The sequence below is a fragment of the Enterobacter cloacae complex sp. SHL022 genome (assembly GCF_049237785.1).
Taxonomy (GTDB): Bacteria; Pseudomonadota; Gammaproteobacteria; order Enterobacterales; family Enterobacteriaceae; genus Enterobacter; species Enterobacter hormaechei_C.
This window is the reverse complement of the sequence record NZ_JBMKJH010000006.1, coordinates 293,764-315,935: the sequence shown is the minus strand read 5'-3', so window position 1 is coordinate 315,935 and position 22,172 is coordinate 293,764. Positions and strand designations below refer to the sequence as shown.

18 protein-coding genes are annotated in these 22,172 nt (G+C 56.9%); 10 read left to right on the top strand and 8 right to left on the bottom strand.

Annotated elements, in window-relative coordinates; translation table 11 throughout:
* Positions 1-28: 28 nt before the first annotated feature.
* Genes ACOTZD_RS14865 through ACOTZD_RS14855 form a run of 3 tightly spaced genes read right to left on the bottom strand, consistent with a single transcriptional unit; the run spans position 29 to position 6,523 of the window.
* The gene (locus ACOTZD_RS14865; protein WP_174402352.1) at positions 29-2,203 is read right to left on the bottom strand and encodes a virulence factor SrfC family protein; all 2,175 of its coding nucleotides are present in this window, start codon (positions 2,201-2,203) and stop codon (positions 29-31) included.
* A complete protein-coding gene (locus ACOTZD_RS14860) occupies positions 2,200-5,181 on the bottom strand; it encodes a virulence factor SrfB (protein WP_058659708.1) in 2,982 nt (993 codons plus the stop codon). Before ACOTZD_RS14860 ends, ACOTZD_RS14865 begins: the two co-directional genes overlap by 4 nt.
* Before the next feature lie 4 nt (positions 5,182-5,185).
* The gene (locus ACOTZD_RS14855) at positions 5,186-6,523 is read right to left on the bottom strand and encodes an SrfA family protein (protein ID WP_174402351.1); all 1,338 of its coding nucleotides are present in this window, start codon (positions 6,521-6,523) and stop codon (positions 5,186-5,188) included.
* Between the two features lie 282 nt (positions 6,524-6,805).
* Between ACOTZD_RS14855 and ACOTZD_RS14850 the strand changes: the two genes are divergently transcribed.
* A complete protein-coding gene (locus ACOTZD_RS14850; protein ID WP_174402350.1) occupies positions 6,806-8,404 on the top strand; it encodes an ABC transporter substrate-binding protein in 1,599 nt (532 codons plus the stop codon).
* Between the two features lie 101 nt (positions 8,405-8,505).
* Positions 8,506-8,739 carry a YdcY family protein gene (locus tag ACOTZD_RS14845; RefSeq protein ID WP_003856971.1) on the top strand — a complete coding sequence of 78 codons (234 nt, stop codon included), beginning with the start codon at positions 8,506-8,508 and terminating at the stop codon, positions 8,737-8,739.
* Positions 8,740-8,742: 3 nt separating this feature from the next.
* Here ACOTZD_RS14845 and ACOTZD_RS14840 read toward each other — a convergent pair whose 3' ends face one another.
* Positions 8,743-9,192, bottom strand: a complete 450-nt coding sequence (locus ACOTZD_RS14840) for a DMT family transporter (protein WP_058652216.1) — start codon at positions 9,190-9,192, stop codon at positions 8,743-8,745.
* On the bottom strand, positions 9,189-9,707 hold the full coding sequence (locus ACOTZD_RS14835) for a GNAT family N-acetyltransferase (RefSeq protein ID WP_032609278.1): 519 nt from the start codon (positions 9,705-9,707) through the stop codon (positions 9,189-9,191). Before ACOTZD_RS14835 ends, ACOTZD_RS14840 begins: the two co-directional genes overlap by 4 nt.
* Before the next feature lie 148 nt (positions 9,708-9,855).
* Here ACOTZD_RS14835 and ACOTZD_RS14830 point away from each other — a divergent pair, with 148 nt between their 5' ends.
* The 3 genes from ACOTZD_RS14830 to ACOTZD_RS14820 all read left to right on the top strand — a co-directional run bounded on the left by ACOTZD_RS14830 (position 9,856) and on the right by ACOTZD_RS14820 (position 12,460).
* A complete protein-coding gene (locus ACOTZD_RS14830) occupies positions 9,856-10,431 on the top strand; it encodes a helix-turn-helix domain-containing protein (protein WP_003856978.1) in 576 nt (191 codons plus the stop codon).
* Positions 10,432-10,497: 66 nt separating this feature from the next.
* On the top strand, positions 10,498-11,532 hold the full coding sequence (locus tag ACOTZD_RS14825) for an NADP-dependent oxidoreductase (RefSeq protein WP_048244146.1): 1,035 nt from the start codon (positions 10,498-10,500) through the stop codon (positions 11,530-11,532).
* A 259-nt stretch (positions 11,533-11,791) separates the two neighbouring features.
* Positions 11,792-12,460 carry a GntR family transcriptional regulator gene (locus ACOTZD_RS14820; RefSeq protein WP_032658540.1) on the top strand — a complete coding sequence of 223 codons (669 nt, stop codon included), beginning with the start codon at positions 11,792-11,794 and terminating at the stop codon, positions 12,458-12,460.
* 123 nt (positions 12,461-12,583) lie between these two features.
* Here the strand turns inward: ACOTZD_RS14820 and pqqU are convergent, their stop codons facing one another.
* On the bottom strand, positions 12,584-14,701 hold the full coding sequence (pqqU, locus tag ACOTZD_RS14815) for a TonB-dependent receptor PqqU (RefSeq protein WP_023314203.1): 2,118 nt from the start codon (positions 14,699-14,701) through the stop codon (positions 12,584-12,586).
* Positions 14,702-14,947: 246 nt separating this feature from the next.
* On the opposite strand from pqqU, the gene ACOTZD_RS14810 reads away from it, so the two are divergent.
* On the top strand, positions 14,948-16,009 hold the full coding sequence (locus tag ACOTZD_RS14810) for a YncE family protein (protein WP_003856985.1): 1,062 nt from the start codon (positions 14,948-14,950) through the stop codon (positions 16,007-16,009).
* Between the two features lie 93 nt (positions 16,010-16,102).
* Here the strand turns inward: ACOTZD_RS14810 and ansP are convergent, their stop codons facing one another.
* Together ansP and ACOTZD_RS14800 are read right to left on the bottom strand one after the other, a co-directional pair.
* Positions 16,103-17,599 carry an L-asparagine permease gene (ansP, locus tag ACOTZD_RS14805; protein WP_022648235.1) on the bottom strand — a complete coding sequence of 499 codons (1,497 nt, stop codon included), beginning with the start codon at positions 17,597-17,599 and terminating at the stop codon, positions 16,103-16,105.
* Between the two features lie 327 nt (positions 17,600-17,926).
* On the bottom strand, positions 17,927-18,817 hold the full coding sequence (locus tag ACOTZD_RS14800) for a LysR family transcriptional regulator (RefSeq protein ID WP_032658533.1): 891 nt from the start codon (positions 18,815-18,817) through the stop codon (positions 17,927-17,929).
* 112 nt (positions 18,818-18,929) lie between these two features.
* Between ACOTZD_RS14800 and ACOTZD_RS14795 the strand changes: the two genes are divergently transcribed.
* The 4 genes from ACOTZD_RS14795 to ACOTZD_RS14780 all read left to right on the top strand — a co-directional run bounded on the left by ACOTZD_RS14795 (position 18,930) and on the right by ACOTZD_RS14780 (position 22,168).
* Positions 18,930-19,328: a (R)-mandelonitrile lyase gene (locus tag ACOTZD_RS14795; protein ID WP_023314200.1), complete on the top strand. Its 399-nt coding sequence runs from the start codon at positions 18,930-18,932 to the stop codon at positions 19,326-19,328.
* Positions 19,329-19,399: 71 nt separating this feature from the next.
* On the top strand, positions 19,400-19,939 hold the full coding sequence (locus ACOTZD_RS14790) for a shikimate kinase (protein ID WP_003856993.1): 540 nt from the start codon (positions 19,400-19,402) through the stop codon (positions 19,937-19,939).
* Between the two features lie 109 nt (positions 19,940-20,048).
* Positions 20,049-21,050, top strand: a complete 1,002-nt coding sequence (locus ACOTZD_RS14785; protein WP_045342988.1) for an MsnO8 family LLM class oxidoreductase — start codon at positions 20,049-20,051, stop codon at positions 21,048-21,050.
* Positions 21,047-22,168 carry an amidohydrolase gene (locus ACOTZD_RS14780; RefSeq protein WP_003856998.1) on the top strand — a complete coding sequence of 374 codons (1,122 nt, stop codon included), beginning with the start codon at positions 21,047-21,049 and terminating at the stop codon, positions 22,166-22,168. Before ACOTZD_RS14785 ends, ACOTZD_RS14780 begins: the two co-directional genes overlap by 4 nt.
* The last annotated feature ends 4 nt before the right edge of the window (positions 22,169-22,172 follow it).

The window sequence follows — 22,172 nt, the reverse complement described above, 5'->3', positions numbered from 1 at the left end:
CAGCCCGCATTGTTGCGGGCTGGAATGATTAAGACAGCAAGGCAGACAAGGCTTTCCGTGCCGCAGGCTGAACGTCATACGGACACTGATAATCCACGTTCTCAATCGCGCGGGTGTAGAGCGCAACCAACCAGTCATAAACATAGGCTGTCGCCGCATGGACAGGCTGCTCGCCAAGTCGGGTAAGACGGGGTGAAGCGCTGCTCACAACGGGCGTCACAAAAATTGGCTCACCTTTGCGGATCCGGCTTGCAGGCCGTTCAGAGACGGGTGTCAGTTCATAGCCAAGCCAGCTAATGAAATTGCCTGTCGCGGCATGCAGCTGCGCGGCGCTGCTTTTATCTTTTTCTGCAATGCGTTGCAGTTGCAGCGGCAGATCCAGCCGATAGCTGGTAACGATCAGCACATCCGCAATCTGCTGTAATACCTCTGCGTCCAGGCCCAGACGGGCAGCCGCCGCGTCGTTGCGACTCCACTGACGAAGATGGTTAACCCACACGTTATGGGCCAGCCGCGCTTTGTCTTTGGTCTGCAACGCGCCTGGATTTTCCTGCGTCTCTTCCGCAAACAGATCGATAACATCGTTAAACAGGCCGTTGACCTGTTCCTCACGAGGCTGGTGGACGGTCAGCAGCGTCTCAAACGCGTTTAACGGCGGCAGAAGCCCCTCAAGCAGTTCACCATGACGAGCGGCACTGCCTTGCAGCGTTCGGACCATTTTTTCGGCCATTGCCCGCCCTGCGCCTGGCTCCTGAGTGAGAGGCGCGACATATGGGCGCATCAGCGTTGACAGCGACTCTTGTAACAGCCTTTTCAGCGCGCGGAGACGCTTCTGGCGCTGTGCCGGCAGGGTAGCCTGCGACAGCCACTCAATCACTCGCTGCATGCTGTGGCTATCGAGCGCCTGAAGCGTGCCCCAGCGCAGACCCGGCTGGCCCAGCAATTGCTGCACCGCTTCGTCCAGATTCTGCTTTGTGGTAAACCGCGCATCATGAGGGGTAATGGCCCAGACCAGCCCCGGCAACGCGGATTCTTCAACCGGCTGCGTCTCTTTGACCCAGTTTTGCAGGAGCCTTGCCGTTTTCGCGGTCTGCTGGTGGTGCGCCGTTGCATTGCAGATAGCCAGGACATCCGGCTGAATGTGCTGACGATAATGCTCCAGCAACCACAGGCATTTTGCCTGCATCATCAGCGGCGTGTTTTCCTCAGGAATGGCCGGAATATCAATGACGTCAACGGTATCCAGCACGCAGTTCTCAACGGGCAGCACCACTTCGCGGGTCAGAGATGCCAGTACATCAACGGGCAGGCTAATGGCGTTAAGCAGCTCGCCGTTTTTTATCGGATGAAGCAGTGTTTCCTGTGCTTCCGGCACGGTAAACGCCCCGTGAGTAAGAAAGCCTTCGCAGGGTAGACCAAAGCTGTCCACCAGCAGACTCAACGGCGCCGCAAGTGCGCTGGCATGGCTGGTTTGATGCAGCACCTGGGCGAATTTAAGCCACTGCTGGGTTAACTCCTGCTGCTCACCCCACAGCAGAGACCAGACGCAGGCGCGGGTGCTGAGATCAAGCGACGGAACCAGCAGAGCAAACTGGTGCCACAGGGCATCATCAATATGCTGCTTAGCGCCGGGTACTACGCTTTGCCAGAACCGGGCAATGGTCGCGACTTCCCGCGCCGTCATTCCCGGCACGCTCTGCGGTTGACGCAGCACCCGCCACTTCTCAAGCCGGGCTTCAATCACCGATTTATCCACCGCGCGGATCTGCGGATCCAGCGTGGTGCGCGCGATAAACAGCTGCACCAGCTCGGCCTCCGTTACCAGGCGCAGGCGCAGGGGAAACGCGTCGTCTGCGACCTCGCGGGACGCTCTGCTGAAACGCACGGCCATGTTGGTCGGTGCATGCCCGGGGTTAATATGCGAGAAGTAATCAAACGTGCGTTGACCCGGCGTTACGTTCAGCCGTTCGTCCCCGCTGCCGCACAGGGCAGCCAGCAGGTGCGCTTTCGCGGCCTGCGAGTGGCCATATAGGCCGATACTGCCCTGGCTGACAAGGGCGCGATCGAGCGCCTCTTCACGCGCGCTTAGTGCGTTAAGGCGGGCAAGCAGGGCGTCGGCTTCGTTATCCAGCATCGGGGCGTGCTGTCGCGTCTCGTTGATCCACCCGATTAAGGCCTGAGTGGTGGCAGTCGTCGCAGTCATTTGAGGTATACGCTCCCGCTGTCGATCCAGTAGTGGCTGCCGCTGTGTCGGCGATCGGCCAGAGTATTCAGTTTAAAGGTCAGGGCATCCGGCGGCACTGGCGTGCCGTCCTGTAGCCAGGCATCACTCAGCTCGAAAGATTCCGGACCTTCCTGCTTAGTGCCGCCACGCAGCTTCAGGCGCACGTTCAGTACGCCGTCGCCCGCAATGGCTTTCGCCAGCTCGGCAGAGTTGATGCTCAGGGTATAGAGCGGTGTCGCGGGCCAGCGGGCATTGGCCAGCTGCCGGAAGCCGAGCGTAACGTTGCCGCGCAGCGGGAAGTGCAGACGGGCGTCCAGTTTCGCGCCGGGTTTATCGAGGTCGATATCGTGATACCAGACGTTCTCGTCCCGCAGGGTATTGATCGTGTTATCCAGCACGCCCAGATAGCGCACCGTAGAGTACGCGCCGATATCCGCTGCTTTAAAGTTAAAACGCGGCAGACGAAGATCCAGCGCCAGGCTACAGAGCATCGCTCCTACCGCAGCGGTGGATTTCGGGTTGCCGATCCGTCCCTGCTGGCTGAACGGATACCATTCATGAACCTGATATTTATCCAGCCAGACGATGCGGTTGACGGGCACCGGTTGCAGGTGGCGAATCAGGGCCTGAACGCCCGGCAGACAGCCCGGCCGTCCCGTGATCAGCAGGATATCGCAGCTGTAGTGAGAGATCGCCTCACATACCGCATGAAGCGGGGCGGCAAGCGTGAACTGACCCGCCAGCATGGCGTCCCGCATCTCCCGAAAGCTGACGTGCAGCGGTACGCTGAACAGATCAAAGTGTTCTGAGCCGGCAGGCAACGCATGGTCAATCGCCTGCTGGAGATAATTCATCACGTTGCGCGTCGGTTTTTGCGTAAGCAGGTCACCAAAGGTGGCATGCAGCCCGGCCAGCGGATCGTCAACATCGCTCGATTCCCACGCCGCCAGGATCGCGTGACCTATCGGCATAAAAAGCTGAAGCGCCGTCTGCTGGCGCAGGACCGCCTGGGTATCGATCCGCCCGGAATCACCGAACAGGGATGCCATCAGTTGGGAGGCATCGGCTATGCCGGATTTCTGAAGCTGGGTTTGCAGCGCGGGCAGAACGTAGCGCTGGATCACGTCCAGCAGCGTATCATCGCCAGCGACCTTGAACCCTTCGCGGAACAGCAGCTGCGGGGTGATTTTGACGTTATTTCCGGAACCATCATCTAACTGATAGTGCGTGATGGCCATATCCGTCGTGCCGCCGCCGATATCAATCGAGGCCACGCGCAGCGCACGCCCCGGCAGGACGCCAGGCTCAGGCGCGCGATCCGGACGGGCGAGGGAGGCGAAAAAGGCCTCGGTCTGGCCACCGAAATGGGAAATGGCTTCGTTATACAGCCACACCAGCTGGCCGCAGCTGGCCTCGTCCCACTCCATCTGGATCTCAGGGACCGGCACCACGCTTTTTTCCTGCTGCTTGCGGCTGGCAAAATCTTCATCCTGCGGGTGCCAGCCCATCGCTTTCCAGACGATGGCGATGGCTTCGAACATGCGGCGACGGAAAATCTCGCGCTCCTGTTTCGGCATTGCCGAAGGCAGGGTGAGGATCAGCGTCCGCAGCTGGCGGGGAGAGGCCGGGAAGCCGAGCCGCAGGCGGGTGGCCACGCTGTTAATCTGGCCAAGCGCCTGAGCCAGCAGCTCGCAGAGCATGTGCGTCATCAGGGTGCTGCGGCTGTACTGCGGAGAGAACACCGGCAGACGCTCATCCTGCGGCAGCGTAAAGAGTGGTTCCCCGTCGTCGTTCATCAGGTTCATCAGCGGAAACGCAGTTGCCAGCGGTTCGCGCTGGGTTTTGCTGTTCATCTGGCTAAAGCGCCAGTCCTGCACTACCGGCGTCTCGTCCCACAGATAGCGACGCGGGCTGGAAATTCCACTGTTGCCTTCCGTGCCCAGACGCTGCATTGCCAGCTTACGCGCTTCATCACCCACGCGGACAATGGACGGCCAGACGAATGCATCCTCCCGGCCGCTTTCCACAGAGAAGTGCTGCTTGCCAAAACGCGCTTCGGAAAATTCAAGACGGCTGGTAAACAGCGGCTCATTCAGGAACTGTGGCTCACTCAGAGATCGTACCTGAAGTTCAGCCGTCTGGCGCAGGCCGTCGTTGGCATCACCATGATCTTCAATAATCACGCCGCAGGTGTGGGTGTTGCCTACGTCAAGGATCAGATCGACAGGAATAGCAGGGGTGCTCAGGGTATGGGTGACAAACTTCACTTCCGGCACGGTGAGTTGTTCCCCGAGCATGGAGAGCAGGTTGAGCCAGTGTGCCTGATATTCAAAGCTTCGCATGGCCTGATGCAGCTCGCGCTCGGAGCGTTTTTCAACCCCGTCGGCAAACTGCGTAAAGGCTTCGCGCAGCCAGCCGTCAATCCAGGTCTGGTCAAGGAAACTCTCAACCTCACTGTCGCGCCAGGCGAGCGCGAAACGCGTGCCGTTAAGGATATCGTTTTCAACCGGCGACAGGGCAGACGTTGCATGCTCTGCAATCTGGCTGTCGAGCGCGACGGTGACCCGGTGCGTATTGCCAGCCGCGTCGGGAGTTGAAAGCTTTCGTACCTGGACGCGCGCCCAGTTATCCGGACCATCAACAAACGTCCGCGGCGGGTTAAAGCGCAGGAAAGGGAGCGGCAGCCAGACGCCGTCCAGCACGTTCAGGGAGTTATGCAGTGGAATGGTGCTTTCAGGCTTGACCACTTCCGGCTGCCCGCCATCGGTGGCAGGCAGCGTGTACCGGCCGTTAACCAGATCAAAATCCAGGCGCAACAGCGGGCCATTTGCCGTTTTACGCACGAAACGCCCGTTGCTGGAGGTGTCCTGCGGAGTCAGGCCAAAATCGAGAAACTGCACGCCGCTGTTAGCAATCAGCGTCACGCTCTGTTTATAGTCGCAAAGATTAACCAGCATAGGATCAGACACCTGCTTTCTTGAACGTCAGAGGAACGATGGTGTTGGCATCGTAACGTGCGGTGCATTCCGCCACGTCGCTGGCACCTGCCTTACAGGTCACTTCCGGCATCGGATAGCGTGAACCGTCGGTGCAACGAGCGTTTCCGCGCGTTTTGATCAACAGCTCGCCTTTGCTGTGTAATCCGGAAAAGACGTCTACCCGGCAGACAATGTTGTCGCCATGCACAACCCGGGCGAAACCTTTATTGTTCTGGATCTGGTAGCGCAGCGACGGCGGTTTGCCGGTGAGCGGATCCTGCACATCGAGAAACGCGCGCCAGGTGCCATTCAGGAAGCGCGTTAACCCCGCTTTGACCTGGTTTGCCTCCATCACCATCGCATCTTTCGGTATCGCGGTAATGACCACTGGTTCGGCTGCCGGTGCAGGCGTTTTCACCTTCGGCTCTACCACTTCGGCCTGGTGCAGCGGGAGTTTCAGCTCAAGCGGCTCGATCGTCTTTACGGGGGCCGGAGCAATGGCGACAGGCACTGGCGCTGGTGTGGCAACAGGCGCTGCGGTCGGGGCCTGTTTTGGCCAAAGCAGCGGGGTGGCAATGGCCGCAATAATGACGGCGGCAACCGGCAGCAACCACAGGGGGGAGCGACGTTTTTTCTGCATGGCCGCCGGTGCGGGCTCTGGCGGCGCGGCGTTCATGCGCACCGGCTCTGGCGTATACAGTTCATCTTCGGTGATACGGACGGAAGCCACAGGCGTGATAAGCGGCGCGTCGGCCTGCTCAAAGGTCACTACCGGGGCCGGTTCTTGCTCCTGTTCAGGTTCAGGCTCGTTAATCACCACTGGCTCAGGTTCAGGGACCAACGATTCGCGCAGGCAGTCCAGCACGTCGTCGCGCGCGTTCTCGTTAAGATTGACGAAACCCCAGAAGCAGATCACCGGTTTGCCATCCACCAGGAAAACAAAGTTTTCACCGGGAAACTGAAAGGCTTTTGAGAGCAGAGAGCCAAACAGTTGCTGCGCCGTTTTCGGTGACTGAAGGCATTTTTTACTCAGCGACTCCACGCTGGCGAGCGTGTTTTCCAGATAGCGTAGGGCGCGATAACGATCATCTTCATCCGCCGCCTTCCAGCTGGAGACGGTTCCCTCAACCGGGGAGTACCAGTCAACGCGATCGCCGCCGTCGTAGACCTGGGGGATGGCCAGACAATCGACGATAGCCTGTTGTTTGCGCAACCGAAGCGCTTCGCGGATTTGCAGCGCTGATTCAAAAACGGCCTGTCCGCCGCCACCAACGGCCTGAAAATCATCCAGATTACCGCTGCGTAAAAGTGTTTTTGCCACGATTTGGTCCTGTAGACTTCTTCACGCCATTACTTTAACGAAACAGCTAAGCAAGCAAACGGCGGAGGAGACGATAAAAGGGACGATTTCTTGCGGCATTGATCGTGATGGTTGTGCTTGACGAATAATGAACCTTAAGGCAAATCGGTTTCTGCGGGGTGATGCTAAAACCAGCGAAATGTACGGCTTAAGAATAACCTGATAGTGATTCGTTATTTGTCAGGCCAATACGTCTGTGCTGTTATTACTGTTCACTATAATAAAACCGAAAGGGTAATAACCATGTCTACAGGGAAAACCGTGCTCGCCCTCGCGCTGAGCGCGCTGCTACCGGCAAGCGCCGCATGGGCGGCAAATAAAGACACCATTATCTACTGCTCCGAGGCGTCGCCGGAGTCGTTTAACCCGCAGATCGCCAGCTCTGGACCTTCGTTTGTCGCCAGCTCGCAAACGCTGTATAACCGTCTGATTAACTTCGACCCGGTAAAAAACACGCCGGTGCCTTCCCTGGCCGAGTCGTGGACCATTTCGCCAGACGGCAAAACATACACGTTTACCCTGCGTAAAGGGGTAAAATTCAACAGCAATAAATACTTCAAACCTACCCGTGATTTTAACGCTGATGACGTTATTTTCTCCGTTATGCGTCAGAAAGACCCTAAGCATCCCTATCACAATGTTTCCCAGGGTAATTACGAATACTTTAATGACGTGGGCCTCGACAAGCTCATTCAGGATGTGAAAAAGATCGACGATTATCACGTCCAGTTCACGCTGAGCGAACCCAACGCGGCGTTCCTGGCCGACTGGGGAATGGACTTCGCCTCGATCCTCTCTGCCGAGTACGCGGACGCGATGCTGAAAAAGGGGACACCTGAAAATGTGGACACCTGGCCAATCGGCACCGGCCCGTATGTGCTTCAGCAGTACAAGGTGGATTCGCTGATCCGCTACGTCGCCAATCCGAACTACTGGGACGGTGAGGTGCCGACCAAACACCTGATCTTCTCCATCACGCCAAACGTTGAGACGCGTCTGGCGAAGCTGCAAACGAACGAGTGTCAGATCATTCCTGCGCCGTCGCCGGTGCAGTTTGAAGCGATCAAGAAAAACAAAGACCTGACCCTGCACTCGGTGGATGCGCTGAACGTGGGGTACCTGGCGTTCAACACGGAGAAAAAACCGTTTGATAACGTGCTGGTGCGCCAGGCTCTGAATTACGCGACGGACAAAAAGGCCATTGTGAACGCGGTCTTTATGGGGTCTGGTACGGTCGCTAAATCGCCGATCCCGCCGAACATGCTCGGCTTTAATAAAGACCTGAAGGATTACGGCTACGATCCGGAAAAAGCGAAAGCGCTGCTGAAGCAGGCGGGTCTGGAAAAGGGCGCGGAAGTGACCCTCTGGTCCATGCCGGTTCAGCGTCCGTACAACCCGAACTCGCGACGCATTGCGGAGATGATCCAGGCTGACTGGGCGAAAGTGGGTGTGAAGGCGAAAATCGTCTCTTACGAGTGGGGTGAGTACCTCTCCGGCATGCGTAAAGGCGAGCATGATTCCGCGCTGTTCGGCTGGATGTCTGATAACGGCGATCCGGACAACTTCGCCGATGTGCTGCTGGGTTGTAACAGCATCAAAACCGGATCTAACGCCGCGCGCTGGTGTGATAAGGGGTATGATGAGCTGGTGCAAAAGGCCAAACTGACCAGCAACCCGGACGAACGTGCGAAGCTGTATGGACAGGCACAGGAGATTTTCTATCAGCAGGCACCGTGGATTGCGTTAGCTAACGGCAAAACGTTCTACGCGACCCGCAGCAACGTGACCGGGTACGGCGTGAGTCTGATGGGCAGTGACTTCTCGAAAGCGAAGCTGAACTGATCGTATTCTTGCCGGGTGGCGGCTATGCCTTACCCGGCCTACAGTTAGCACCCGTAGGCCGGGGAAGCGTAGCGTCACCCGGCACGTGATAAGGAGTGACAATGTCACATTTAAACAAAGTTATCGCCCGCGTCGATGCCACCATCGAAGAGAGCGTGATTACCCACATGAACGAACTGCTGATCGAATTAAGCGATGATGCAGAGCTCAGCCGTGAAGATCGTTATACCCAGCAGCAGCGCCTGCGTACCGCGATTGCGCATCATGGCAAGCAACATAAAGAAGAGGCGGAGGCACGCCATGCCCACCTCACGCAGGGTGGGACTATCCTGTAAGGGTTAAAACTGGCGCCGTGCCACCAGCCAGGCGCCAACCACCAGCATCACTGCGCCGCAGACCGGGCCAACCAGCGCGCGCAGGGGAATGCCGTTGCTCTTGAGGATGTCCATCACCAGACCGCCAATCAGCTGGCTTGCCACCAGTACGGCAATGGTCGTTGCCGCGCCCACATTCTGATATCCGCTAATACTGGCAAAGACAAAAAATGACCCCAGCAGGCCGGGGATCAGCGTCCACCAGCGCACCGTTGACGCCAGTTCGTTAAACCCCGCCATGCCATTTTTCACCAGCAACATGCTGACAAACAACACAATCCCCACCAGCGAGTTCAGCAGCATGGCGATAAGAATGGTGGAAGAGGATTGCGTAATGCGCACCATAAGGGTGTTTTGTACCACCAGCCCAATCCCGGCGGCCACCAGAAATGCTAACGTCAACGATTGATTCATGGCAGAGCATCCGGATCGCTGCGCTCATCGAGCTGGAGTTGCATAAAGGTTAAATCCAGCCAGCGACCGAATTTGGTTCCTACCTGCTGCATATTTCCGGTGGTAATAAAGCCCAGGGTTTCATGCAGATGAATCGACGCCTGGTTCTGCGCCTCAATACCGGCAACCATCACATGTTTACCTATCTGGCGGGCTTCCTTAATTAATTCCGTCATTAGCAGTCGACCAATGCCTTTGCCCTGATGATCGGGATGAACGTAAACCGAGTGCTCCACCGTATGGCGAAAACCGTCGAATGCTCGCCAGTCGCCAAATGAGGCGTATCCCGTCACTACACCTTCTTCTTCACTGACCAGCACCGGATAACCCAACAGCGTGCGCGCCTCAAACCATGCAATACGGTTATCGGTATCGACAGTTGTATCGTTCCATATTGCGGCGGTGTGCAGCACCGCATGGTTATAAATTTCACCGATAGCGGCACAATCTTCTTTGCAGGCATGACGAACAATCATGGTTAACCTCTGGCTGTGTTGTTCACTATAGTAGTATGGTTTTGTCACAATATTACACAGTTCATGTATTCCATCGCTACGACAAAATCCCTGTTTTTTTGTCACAAAACTCCCCCGAAAAACCATCCGTACACTATAGTATGACGTCATGAATACAATGACAGACAATATGAATCAACGCATTAGCGCCCGCATACGCCTTGAACGCGAGTCGCGTGGCTGGTCATTAAGCGAACTGGCCGAACGGGCAGGTATCTCACGCGCCATGATCCATAAGATTGAACGGGGTGATAGTAGCCCAACGGCGACGCTGCTTGCGCGGTTATCCGGTGCCTTCGGTATTAGCATGTCTACGCTCATTGCGCGCGCGGAAATGCAGGAGGGCAAACTGTTACGTCTGGCGAACCAGCCCGTCTGGCGCGATCCGCAAACCCACTATTTGCGTCGCCATGTGTCGCCGCGCACCGATATGCCTATCGACCTCGTCCAGGTGGAGCTACCCGCAGGCAGCGATGTGCCGATGCCCGCTTCCTCTTACGCGCTGGCGCGACAGCTGATTTGGTTGCAGGCAGGTGAACTGGTCTTTCTGGAGGGGGATACCCGCCATGAAATGAAGGCCGGAGATTGTCTGGAACTCGGGCCGCCGAACGACTGCCGGTTTATCAACGAAACGGATGAATCGTGCCTCTATCTGGTCGTGCGGCTTAATCAGTCCGGCTCATAATGCAAAGGCGATCCGCAGGATAACGTGCCAGACTTGAATGACATTTTCAGCAGTAAGGAGCGAAGAATGAATCAATCAACTACGCAAAACCGACGCTGGGTACTGGCTTCCCGTCCACACGGCGCGCCGGTTGCCGAAAATTTCCGCCTGGAAGAGCAGCCGATCCCCACGCCCGCAGAGGGACAGGTGTTATTACGCACCGTATGGCTCTCGCTTGATCCGTACATGCGTGGCCGTATGAGCGATGCCCCATCCTATTCACCTCCTGTCGAGATTGGCGCGGTGATGGTGGGCGGCACGGTAAGCCGCGTCGAGACCTCCCGCCATCCGGATTATAAAGAGGGCGAGTGGGTTCTGGGCTACAGCGGCTGGCAGGAGTATGAACTTTCCGACGGGCAGGGGCTGGTGAAGCTGGGTGAAAACCCGTCGCATCCTTCATGGGCACTCGGCGTGCTCGGGATGCCGGGCTTCACCGCGTATATGGGGCTGCTCGATATCGGCCAGCCTCAGGCAGGAGAAACCCTCGTCGTGGCGGCGGCCACGGGGCCGGTTGGCGCAACGGTGGGGCAGATCGGAAAAATCAAAGGGTGCCGGGTCATCGGCGTGGCTGGCGGGGAGGAGAAATGCCGTCATGCGGTCGACGTGCTCGGTTTCGACGCCTGTCTGGATCACCATGCGGATGATTTTGCCGAACAGCTGGCGAAAGCCTGCCCGCAGGGCATTGACGTGTATTATGAAAACGTCGGCGGTAAAGTCTTTGACGCCGTGCTGCCGCTCCTGAATACCTCCGCGCGCGTGCCGGTTTGCGGACTGGTCAGCGGCTACAACGCGACCAACCTGCCGGAGGGGCCGGATCGCTTGCCGCTGCTGATGGGGACCGTCCTGAAAAAACGCATCCGCATGCAGGGCTTTATCATCGCTCAGGACTATGGTCATCGTATCGTCGAGTTCCAGCAGGAAATGGGACGCTGGGTGAAGGAAGGCAAAATACACTATCGCGAGCAGGTCACCGAAGGGCTGAACGCGGCGCCGGAGGCGCTGATTGGGCTGCTGGAAGGGAAAAACTTCGGCAAGGTCGTGATCCGCGTGGCGGCGGACTAAACAGAGCATCGGTTATGGCGGGCAAAGTCCGCCATAATTATTTGTGAAGATACGATATATTGTCTTTAATTAATCCATAAGCATTGCGCGCCATCGGCCCAGCTGAGCCAGAAGTGGTAAACGTAATAGTAATTGAACAATTTTTATTTTAACGCGCGCCCTTCATACCAGGCATGACGATACAGGATATATCAAACCGGCGATGTTTTTTTAAACAGTCGCTGAAAATGGCATTTTGTTTTGGCTACGGGAATTAAACATGCTTGATTTGGAAAACCTGGAAAAAGCACAAAGAATCAGTCTGACGATGCAAGTTGAGAACAGTTTAAAGGGAGCGTTAATTACGGGCTCATTAAAACCTGGGGCTCGACTCATCACGAAAGAGATTGCGGATAAATTAGGCACCAGCATCACACCAGTGCGCGAAGCCCTGCTGCGCCTGGTGTCGGCAGGCGCATTACAGGCCACGCCTGCTCAGGCGTTTTTGGTGCCAGAGGTTACGCTGGAGCGTTATAACGAAATTAACGCCATCCGAAAACAGCTTGAGCCGATGGCCGTTGCGGCGGCATGTCAGAATATGACCGAGACCAAACTGGGTGCATTACGCGCGCTGTCAGATAACTTCAGCACCGCCATGCATCAGGGCGACGTGCAGAAGGCGATCCATGCCAACCGCGTGTTCCGGTTTACGCTCTATCAGTATGCCGAAATGCCGACCCTGAACTCGCTGATTGAGCAGCTATGGGTACGGATTGGTCCGTGTATCAACTACCTGCACGAAGAGATGAAAGATATCCCTGCCACGACTTACCATTATGCCGATCTGCTTTCTGCGCTTGAGCAAAGGGACGTGACGGCCAGTCGGGAAGCGATCGACCGAGCCATTGATGAAGCCAATATCCTCCTGCAACGGCAATACTACAGTTAAGGATCGCACTGGCGCACTTATTTTTTTATTCGTTTTAAACTTCCCTGAGTATATTCCCGGCGCTTAAGGCTACCGGGAATGATGTTATTTTTTTACCGGCAACGTGCGCTGCCGGAAAATGTTTTACTCAAAGCGATAAGAGACCGACAGGCCCACGCCATAGTTACGGCCAGGGGCGGGTTCGTAATAGCGATTGTAGCCGGCGTTTACAATCTCTGAACCGACGTACTCTTTATCGAACAGGTTATCGACGCGACCAAAGATGTCCATTCCCCATTTGCCGTAATTGAGTTTATACCCGGTATTCAGACCGACCACGGTATAAGAGGGCGCTTTGGCGGTATTGGTGTCGTTTGCCATCACGTCGCTCATGTAGCGGGCATCTGCCCCCGCGTACCAGCCTTCCTCAGGCTCCCAGCCAAACGACGCATACCCCATATTACGGGCAATCCCCGGCATTCGGTTGCCGCTACAATCTGCTTTATCGCAGACGTTGGTACGGTAGGTCGCATCGAGATAGGTCCACGCCATTTTCAGCTTCCAGTTTTCGGCAAACTGCTGGTCAAGCGCAATTTCCACACCCTGACGGCGCGTTTTCCCCGCATTTTTGTAGGTAGTGCGACCATCTTTGTTTTCGTCCACTACGATCTCGTTGTCGGTATCCGTGCGGAACAGCGCCGCCGTCAGGATGCCATTGCCGATGCGGGTTTTGCTGCCAATCTCATAGGTGTTGTTGGTTGACGGTTGCAGGTTGATATTGAGGCCGCCTTTGCCATCAGAACGGTATGAGAGTTCGTTGATGGTAGGGGTCTCAAATCCCCGTCCCGCCGCGGCATACAGGTTCCAGGCGTCGGTCACGGCGTATTTCACCGCACCAGCCGGGAGCCATTTATGGTAGCTGGCGTCACCGCTGTCATCGCCGTTTTGAGGGGTAATGTAATGATCGTTGGAGTCAAACCAGACGGAGCTGTAACGCACGCCCGCCTCAACGGACAGCTTTTGCGTGAGCTGCCATTGGGTTTGCAGGTAGGGATCAAGGTTCCACATCAGGTTACGTTCGTCACGGCGTTTGTTACCCTTCACGCCAAAATCCGGGACGCCGTTGTTCATCACGAAGTTTTCATACCCGCGGCGATTTTCACTCATATTTTCGTAGTTCAGGCCGGTGGTAAACGTTACCGGCACCAGAAGCTCACCGCGGTGGGTCCAGCGGGTATCAATACCCTGATAGTGGCGCTGCATATCAATTACGCCACCCGAATGCGCAGGATTTTCAGTCTGCGCGGTATCCGGAATGGACTGGTACTGGGTCATTTCACGCTCACCGGCGTACATCATCACGCTGAGGTCGTCCTGTTCGCTCAACTGACGGTCGTAGCGGATCCCGGCCTGGGTCTGCTTAATGGTTTTACGCGTGTTGTACTGATCGCCACGGGGTGACTGGCGTGGGTTGTTCTGCCACTCCTGATAACTCAGTCCGCCCGGATCGTTGGCTTTCATGTCGACGCTGTTAAAAATCAGCGTTAGCTTGCTGACATCATCAATGCGTACGCCCAGTTTCGCATTGGCGAGGTTTTTCCGTGCGCCGCTGTGGTCGCGATAGCCATGGGTGGTGAAGCGGGTTGTGGATACCGCATAGTCCACATCCCCCGCCTGAGTCCCGTCGCCCACCGCACCGGTGGCCTTCATGCCGTAACGCCAGGTGCCGTAACTGCCGTAATAGCTGCTGGCTTCAATTGTGGCTGGCTGTTGTCCGGTCTGGGTGTTGATGTTGATTACGCCGCCGGAGGCATTGCCGTACAGGGCAGAGAAGGGGCCGCGCAGCACGTCGACGCTCTCAATGCTGTTGAGGTCTATGTTTGACGTCTGCCCCTGGCCGTCGGGCATGGTTGCCGGAATGCCGTCCACGTACATGCGGATCCCGCGTACGCCGAAGGTTGAACGCGCGCCGAATCCGCGAACGGAAAGTTGCAGATCCTGAGCATAGTTCTGGCGGTTCTGGATTTGCAGGCCAGGCACGCTCCCAAGGGATTCAGAAAGGTTGATGCGCGGTGTGGCATGTCGCATATCCTCGCCGCTCACCACGCTGACTGCGGCCGGGGTGTCCAGTTCGGAGACAGTTTGCGGCGTGGCGCTGACGATCAGGGTCTGTTCATCCGCGGCCATCGCACTCAGCGGGCCAAAAATGACGGGAGCGAACAGCAGGGGTAGTGATGCCTTGCGGGCAGTAATAATTTTCATGGAGTAAACCGGTTAAGAAAAATTCGAACCAAATCAACTGGAACCTGTGTATATATGTTAAATCCTTTGTAAATGTTATGAAAACTATAACCGCACATTTCGTGAATGTAAGGCTTTGAAGGAAAGAAATACTCCACATTCAACTGATTAATGATTACTATTCTCATTAAAATAACGGCAAAGCGATGACTTTGCCCACCGGAAGTGATGTCAGCGGTAAATCTCCTCATTTAAAAAGGAATTGTTATGTCTTTACGTCATCTGTGCTCGCCGCGCCTGCGTGGGTCTCTGCTGTTGGGCTCTTTACTGTTTGCCGGTACGTTCCAGGTTCATGCCGCTGAAGAGATGTTGCGCAAAGCGGTCGGCAAGGGCGCGTATGAAATGGCCGTCAGCCAGCAGGAAAACGCGCTGTGGGTTGCGACGTCACAAAGCCGCAAAACCGATAAGGGCGGCGTGGTTTATCGTCTGGATCCGGTCACGCTGGAAGTGACGCAGGCGATTCATAACGATCTCAAGCCGTTTGGCGCCACGATCGATAACGCCACCCAGACGCTGTGGTTCGGTAACACCGTCAACAGCGCCGTGACGGCGATTGACGCCAAAACGAGCGAGGTGAAAGGGCGCCTGGTGCTGGACGATCGCAAGCGTAGCGATACGGTGAAGCCGCTTCAGCCGCGCCAGCTGGTGGCCGATGACACGACCAATACGGTGTACATTACCGGCATCGGCAAGGAGAGTGTGATCTGGGTTGTTGATGGCGCAACGCTGAAGCTGAAGGACACTATCACGAACACCGGCACGTTCAGCACCGGACTGGCGCTGGATGCGAAGGCAAAACGCCTGTATACCACCAATGCGGACGGCGAGCTGGTGACCATTGATACGGCAACCAACAAAATCCTCAGCCGTAAAAAAGTGCAGGATGACGGAAAAGAGCACTTCTACCTGAACCTGAGCCTGGACACTGTCGGCCAGCGTGCGTTTGTGACGGATTCAAAACAGCCAGAAGTGCTGGTGGTGAATCTGAAAGATGGCACCGTGATGCAGAAAATCGCCGCGCCAGAATCGCTGGCCGTACTGTTTAACCCGGCGCGTAACGAAGCCTATGTGACGCACCGCGAGGCGGGCAAGGTGAGCGTGATTGACGCCAAAACCTACAAAGTGACCAAGACCTACGATACCCCGGTTTACCCGAACAGCCTGGCGCTGTCTGCGGACGGTAAAACGCTGTACGTAACGGTGAAACAGAAATCAACCCGTCAGCAGGAAGCGACCCAGCCTGACGATGTGATTCGTATCGCGCTCTGATGTGGGATTTGCCCGGTGGTGGTGCGCTTACCGGGCATAAAAAAACCATGAAATGCAGGCCGGGTAAGGCGAAGCCGCCACCCGGCTTTTTTATTAACGCGACGTCTCTTCCACCAGCGGACCGTCCTGTTTGTCATCTCCAGGATGAACCGGTGCGGTACTGTGGATTTCATTCACGCGTTTACGAACGCCAAACCAGCCAGCAATCAACAGCACCGCCAGCAGCGGTATTGTGGCGATGGTGTAGGTACCGTTCGGGTAGTCGAAGGCCATCAGCACCAGCACGCTCAGCAGGAACAGCAGGGTAAGCCAGGAGGTCACCGGTGCGCCCGGCAGCTTGAAGCTGACGTCAGCCGCTTTTCCTTCTTTGATCGCTTTGCGCAGGCGCATCTGACACACCACAATAAAGGCCCAGGAGGCAATAATGCCCAGTGCAGCGACGTTCAGCACGATCTCAAACACCTGAGACGGCACCAGATAGTTCAGGAACACGCCAAAGATATACACCACCAGAGTGGCCAGAATACCCGCGTAAGGCACCTGCTGCTTGCTCATCTTCGACATAAACTTCGGCGCAGAGCCCCCCATCGACATGGAGCGCAGGATACGGCCCGTCGAATAGAGTCCGGAGTTCAGGCTGGAGAGCGCGGCGGTCAGTACCACGATGTTCATGATGCTGCCCACGTACGGCACGCCCAGCTTAGAGAAGAAGGTTACAAACGGGCTTTGGCCCGCCTGGTATGCGTTCCACGGCAGCAGCAGAACCAGTAGCACCACGGAGCCCACATAGAACAGGCCGATACGCCAGATCACGCTGTTGATGGCTTTTGGCACCATCGTCTGCGGATCTTTGCATTCACCTGCCGCCGTACCGACCAGTTCGATGGAGGCAAAGGCGAACACCACCCCCTGCACCAGAACCAGCGCTGGCAGCAGGCCGTGCGGGAAGAAACCACCGTTATCGGTAATCAGGTGGAAGCCGGTTGCGTTACCGTCCAGCGGTTTACCGGTGCCGAGGAATACGGTCCCGACCACCAGGAAGATCACAATGGCCAGCACCTTAACCAGCGCGAACCAGAACTCCATTTCGGCGAACCATTTCACGCCGATCATGTTCATGGTCCCGACAATTGCCAGCGCTCCGAGGGCGAACACCCACTGCGGCACATCGCCAAACGCGCCCCAGTAGTGCATATACAGCGCAACGGCGGTGATATCGACAATACCGGTCATTGCCCAGTTAACGAAGTACATCCAGCCCGCGACATACGCGGCTTTTTCACCAAGAAACTCGCGGGCGTAAGAGACAAAGCTGCCGCTGGAAGGGCGGTGGAGTACCAGTTCGCCGAGGGCACGAAGGATGAAGAAAGAGAAGATCCCGCACACCAGATAGACCAGGGCGAGAGCGGGGCCAGCCATTTGCAGACGTGCGCCTGCACCTAAAAACAGACCTGTACCGATAGCGCCGCCGATGGCGATCATCTGCACCTGACGGTTGCCCATCGCCTTGTGATAGCCCTCTTCATGAGAGTTCAACCAGCGACGTTTCGCAGCATGATGATCGGCTGCGCTTTTATTGCTTGTTTTCATTGAGTTACCTGTTTGCCTGTCTGAACCATTAACGTGATAGTCCTGCCTGGCAGATGCCGAAACAAACGATTGCTTCTGCGCAGACACATGCTGCCTTTCCAGTCATTCTGTGTATGGATAAGGCAAAACATGGCGAGGCATCCTACCCGCAATTGATAAGCGACGCAAAATATAACCGTGCCGAAAGTGATGCACGTCGAAGGAAATCGTGTGGTCAGAGCAGACGGGGATCACAACGCGCTGAATCGTGGCGTTTTTTTAGGCAAAAAGGTCTGCGAATGCTGATTTAATCATCAGGTTTACTTAATAGTTACTTATAGGTAGAGACTATGTATGCCGCAGGGCTGCAATGAGTAATGCAAAGGCGGTAGTATGCTGGCGGCGGCTCGGATAATACAGATGGTATCCCGTAAAAGCCGGACACCAGGCTTCAAGCACACCCACTAACCGGCCCTTAGCAAGGGCGTCCTGAACCGCATCTTGCGGAACATACGCCAGCCCCAGACCGTTTTCGGCGGCATCGATGCGCTGCGGCAGGCTGTTGAGGATCAGCTGGCCGTCAACCCGCACGCGCAGCTCACGTCCGTCCCGTTCAAATTCCCAGGCATATAATCCGCCGCGTGTGGGCAGGCGCATATTAATGCAGCGGTGCTGATCGAGCTGCTCCGGCGTTTTCGGTATGCCGAAACGTTGCAAATACTCTGCTGACCCGACAACCGCCATGCGCATGTCCGGCGCAATACGTACCGCAATCATATCTTTCGCCACCTGCTCACCCAGACGCACCCCCGCGTCAAAGCGGCCATCGACAATATCAGTCAGCCCATTGTCCACCGTGACTTCAACGTTGATGTCAGGATACTGCGCCATAAAGGGTTTAAGCACAGGCCACAGCACCGTAGACATGGCGTGTTCCCCGGCGTTAAGGCGAATATTCCCGGCAGGTCTGTCGCGGGTATCACGCAACGCGGTGAGTTCCTGCTCGATCTCCAGCAGATGGGGGCTTAAGCGCCTAAAGAGTTGCTCGCCGGCCTCGGTAGGGGCCACGCTACGGGTGGTGCGGGTTAACAGACGGACTTCCAGCCTCGCTTCCAGCTTGCGCATTGCGTGGCTGAGTGCCGACTGAGATACCCCAAGCTGCGCCGCGGCGCGGGTAAAGCTGCGCTCCCGGGCGACGACCATAAAGGAAAGCAGATCGTTGAAGTTGTCTTTTAACATGGCGGCTTACTCGATTTATGAATTGAACTCATGGTTCCTTTCTGATTATGCACTCTAATGCTCCCCATGGCTTTACGCTACTGTTAACGCAACAGCAAACGAGGAGTAAATCATGAAAATTATCCGTAGCGGTTCGTTACCTTCCGTTCAGGGTCCAGAGGCCTGGTTTACCGGCAGCGTGCGCATTGACGCGCCTTTCCAGGCGACTGAACCGGCAAAAGTCGGTGGCGCGACCGTCACCTTTGAACCCGGCGCACGTACCGCCTGGCATACGCATCCTCTTGGACAAACGCTGATCGTGACGCAGGGGCGCGGCTGGTTACAGGAGTGGGGGAAAGAGGCGGAACCGCTGAATCAGGGGGATATCGCCTGGATCCCACCCGGCGTGAAGCACTGGCACGGCGCAAGCGCGCAGACGGCGATGACCCATATCGCCATCGCAGAAGCGGTCGACGGGAGTCCGGTGGCGTGGCTGGAGAAGGTCACCGACGAGCAGTATCCGAACGAGTAGTCTGGCGTTTCGTAAACAAATTATTAACGTTATGATTCGATCCGTTTTCTTCAGCATTTGCAGGCGGAACGGTGAAAATCAATATCATAGGTACCAGCGGAAGTGGGAAAAGCACGTTTGGCAGGCGAATCGCGGAGGCGCTGGCTATCCCTTACATTGAGATGGACAGGCTTTACTGGCGAGCGAACTGGCAGGGAACACCGGACGATGAGTTTCTTGCAACCCTGGAAAAAGCGCTCGCCGCCTCGCCTGACTGGGTCCTGGACGGGAATTACAACCGCACACGCGACGTTAAGTGGCGCGACGTCGATCTGGTGGTGTGGATAGATCGTGGGTTTATCCGCACGCTCTGGCAAGCGGTGACGCGGGCCTCCAGACGCGCCTGGCACAAACAGGAGCTCTGGCCCGGCACGGGGAACCGCGAAAGCTTTCGTCGGTCGTTCCTTAGCAAGGACTCTATTATCATCTGGACGATCAAAACCTGGCGCAGCAACCGCAAACGCTATCAAGCGGATATGCAAAACCCGCAGTACAAACACATTCGCTTTCTCCGCATTACCCGACGGCAGGATGCCGAAAGACTCATTGCCTCGCTTAAATCACGCCGATGACAGACTCTCTATTGCCGTTTTCCGGCAATCCAAATGTAAAATAATTGTTTCTCAGAGGTGAAATCCGCCTTTAATAATGACGACATGTTAAGTCAAACGAGAACGCAACATGTCATGGCGAATCAGCATTCTGGATAAAAGCCCCGTCGCAGAACACGAAACAGCCGCCGATGCGCTGGCGCGAACCTTAGCACTGGCGCAGCAGGCAGAAACGCTGGGTTATCACCGCTTCTGGATTGCCGAACACCACAATACCCCGCAGCTTGCCAGCCCCTCGCCGGAGCTGCTGATTGCCTGGATCCTCGGGCAAACAAAGCGTATTCGCGTGGGCTCAGGCGGCGTCATGCTGCAACATTACAGCCCCTACAAAGTCGCCGAAAATTTTAACGTACTGGCCGCCATTGCGCCGGGCCGGGTTGATCTGGGCGTTGGCAAAGCGCCCGGCGGTCTGCCGCTCTCTACCCGCGCCTTGCAGTACGGCCTAAATCCGCAGGAGAAAGGCAGCTTTGCAGACCAGCTGACGCAGCTTGATCGCTGGATCCGCCCTGAAAATCAGTCAGCGGAGGAGGACGTTCGCGCCACGCCGCTGCCACCGGCGCCTGCCCGGGGATTCCTGCTGGGCGCCAGTACCGAAAGCGTGCTGCTGGCGGCCTCCCTCGACTGGCATTTTGTCTTTGCCGCCCATCTGAATGGTGATCCTGAGCTGCTGCGCGAGGTCGTCACAGCCTGGCGTCAACACAGCGTCCGGGAGGTGATTGTGGCCGTGCAGGTCATTGTTGCCCCAACCCAGGCTGAGGCCGATGCGCTGGCGCAGAAGGTTGAAGTGTGGGGTGTGGAGCTGGCAAACGGACAGCGCGTCACCGTCGCCAGCGAAGAACAGGCCTACGCCTTTGCGCGGCAGGCGGGGAGTGAACCGGTGCGCATTGCGCGTCGGGCGCAGTCTCTGCTGGCCGGAACGGCGGCGTCGGTGCTTGAACAGCTCAACGCGCTGCATCAGCAGTGGGGGATTGACGAATTTATCATCGACACGCCGGTCGCTGATGGCGCAACGCGCGTGCAGTCCCTGCGACTGCTGGCCGAGGCGCGTCTTAACAGGGAGGTTACCGTATGAGCTTTAGCGAACAACTGATTGCCTGGCGTCGTGAGCTGCACCAGAACCCTGAACTCTCCGGTCAGGAGGTCGAAACAACGGCCCGCCTGCGCGAGTGGCTGACGGCAGCCGGGATTGCGCCGCTGCCTTACGATCTCCAGACCGGGCTGGTTGCGGAGATCGGCACGGGCAACGCACTGGTTGCGCTGCGCGCCGATATCGACGCGTTACCCATCGACGAGCGCAGCGGGGTGCCGTTTAGCTCCCGGCGTGCCGGGGTGATGCATGCCTGCGGACACGACATTCACACCAGCGTGATCCTCGGCGCCGCGCTAAAGCTGAAAGAGCGGGAAGCCTCGCTTAACGGTCGCGTGCGGATCCTGTTCCAGCCTGCGGAAGAAAATTTCGGCGGAGCGAAAAGCATGGTGCGGGCCGGGGCGTTACGCGACGTACGCGCGATTTTCGGAATGCATAATGAGCCTTCACTGCCGGTCGGCGAGTTTGCCACGCGCGGCGGCCCGTTCTATGCCAACGTCGATCGCTTCGTTATTCACGTGACCGGCAAAGGCGCGCATGCCGCACGTCCCCATGAAGGCAACGACGCCATCGTGCTGGCAAGCCAGCTGGTAACCGCGCTGCAAAGCGTAGCCAGCCGTAACGTCAATACGCTGGATTCGGTTGTTCTGAGCGTGACGCGCATCGCCGGGGGGAATACCTGGAATGTGCTGCCGGAAAGCGTTGAGCTGGAGGGCACGCTGCGCACGCACCGCACGGAAGTGCAGCAGAACGTGAAAGCGCGCGTCGGTGAAATCGCCGCCGGATTTGCCAGCGCCTTTAGCGCGCAGATCAACATCACCTGGTACGCCGGGCCCACCGCGCTGGTGAACGATGAGCACTGGGCCGTGTTTGCCACCTCGGTCGCGCGCGAAGCGGGATATGAAACCCGGCATGCGGAACTGCACATGGGCGGGGAGGATTTCGCGGTCTATCTGCAAAACATACCCGGCGCGTTTGTCAGCATTGGCAGCAACAGTCCGTTTGGGTTACATCACCCGGCATTTAACCCGGACGAAGCATTAATCGAACCCGCTGCCCGCTATTTTGCTCAGCTCGCGGAAAAAGCCCTGCAACACGTTTAATTAA

Excerpts from the sequence above, each read along its gene's own strand:
- ACOTZD_RS14820 (WP_032658540.1), top strand. The coding sequence starts at position 11,792 with ATGCTTGATTTGGAAAACCTGGAAAAAGCACAAAGAATCAGTCTGACG.
- ACOTZD_RS14810 (WP_003856985.1), top strand. The coding sequence starts at position 14,948 with ATGTCTTTACGTCATCTGTGCTCGCCGCGCCTGCGTGGGTCTCTGCTG.
- ACOTZD_RS14865 (WP_174402352.1), bottom strand. The coding sequence starts at position 2,203 with ATGACTGCGACGACTGCCACCACTCAGGCCTTAATCGGGTGGATCAAC.
- pqqU (WP_023314203.1), bottom strand. The coding sequence starts at position 14,701 with ATGAAAATTATTACTGCCCGCAAGGCATCACTACCCCTGCTGTTCGCT.
- ACOTZD_RS14800 (WP_032658533.1), bottom strand. The coding sequence starts at position 18,817 with ATGTTAAAAGACAACTTCAACGATCTGCTTTCCTTTATGGTCGTCGCC.
- ACOTZD_RS14825 (WP_048244146.1), top strand. The coding sequence starts at position 10,498 with ATGAATCAATCAACTACGCAAAACCGACGCTGGGTACTGGCTTCCCGT.
- ACOTZD_RS14795 (WP_023314200.1), top strand. The coding sequence starts at position 18,930 with ATGAAAATTATCCGTAGCGGTTCGTTACCTTCCGTTCAGGGTCCAGAG.
- ACOTZD_RS14780 (WP_003856998.1), top strand. The coding sequence starts at position 21,047 with ATGAGCTTTAGCGAACAACTGATTGCCTGGCGTCGTGAGCTGCACCAG.
- ansP (WP_022648235.1), bottom strand. The coding sequence starts at position 17,599 with ATGAAAACAAGCAATAAAAGCGCAGCCGATCATCATGCTGCGAAACGT.
- ACOTZD_RS14835 (WP_032609278.1), bottom strand. The coding sequence starts at position 9,707 with ATGATTGTTCGTCATGCCTGCAAAGAAGATTGTGCCGCTATCGGTGAA.
- ACOTZD_RS14845 (WP_003856971.1), top strand. The coding sequence starts at position 8,506 with ATGTCACATTTAAACAAAGTTATCGCCCGCGTCGATGCCACCATCGAA.
- ACOTZD_RS14830 (WP_003856978.1), top strand. The coding sequence starts at position 9,856 with ATGAATACAATGACAGACAATATGAATCAACGCATTAGCGCCCGCATA.
- ACOTZD_RS14850 (WP_174402350.1), top strand. The coding sequence starts at position 6,806 with ATGTCTACAGGGAAAACCGTGCTCGCCCTCGCGCTGAGCGCGCTGCTA.
- ACOTZD_RS14785 (WP_045342988.1), top strand. The coding sequence starts at position 20,049 with ATGTCATGGCGAATCAGCATTCTGGATAAAAGCCCCGTCGCAGAACAC.
- ACOTZD_RS14840 (WP_058652216.1), bottom strand. The coding sequence starts at position 9,192 with ATGAATCAATCGTTGACGTTAGCATTTCTGGTGGCCGCCGGGATTGGG.
- ACOTZD_RS14860 (WP_058659708.1), bottom strand. The coding sequence starts at position 5,181 with ATGCTGGTTAATCTTTGCGACTATAAACAGAGCGTGACGCTGATTGCT.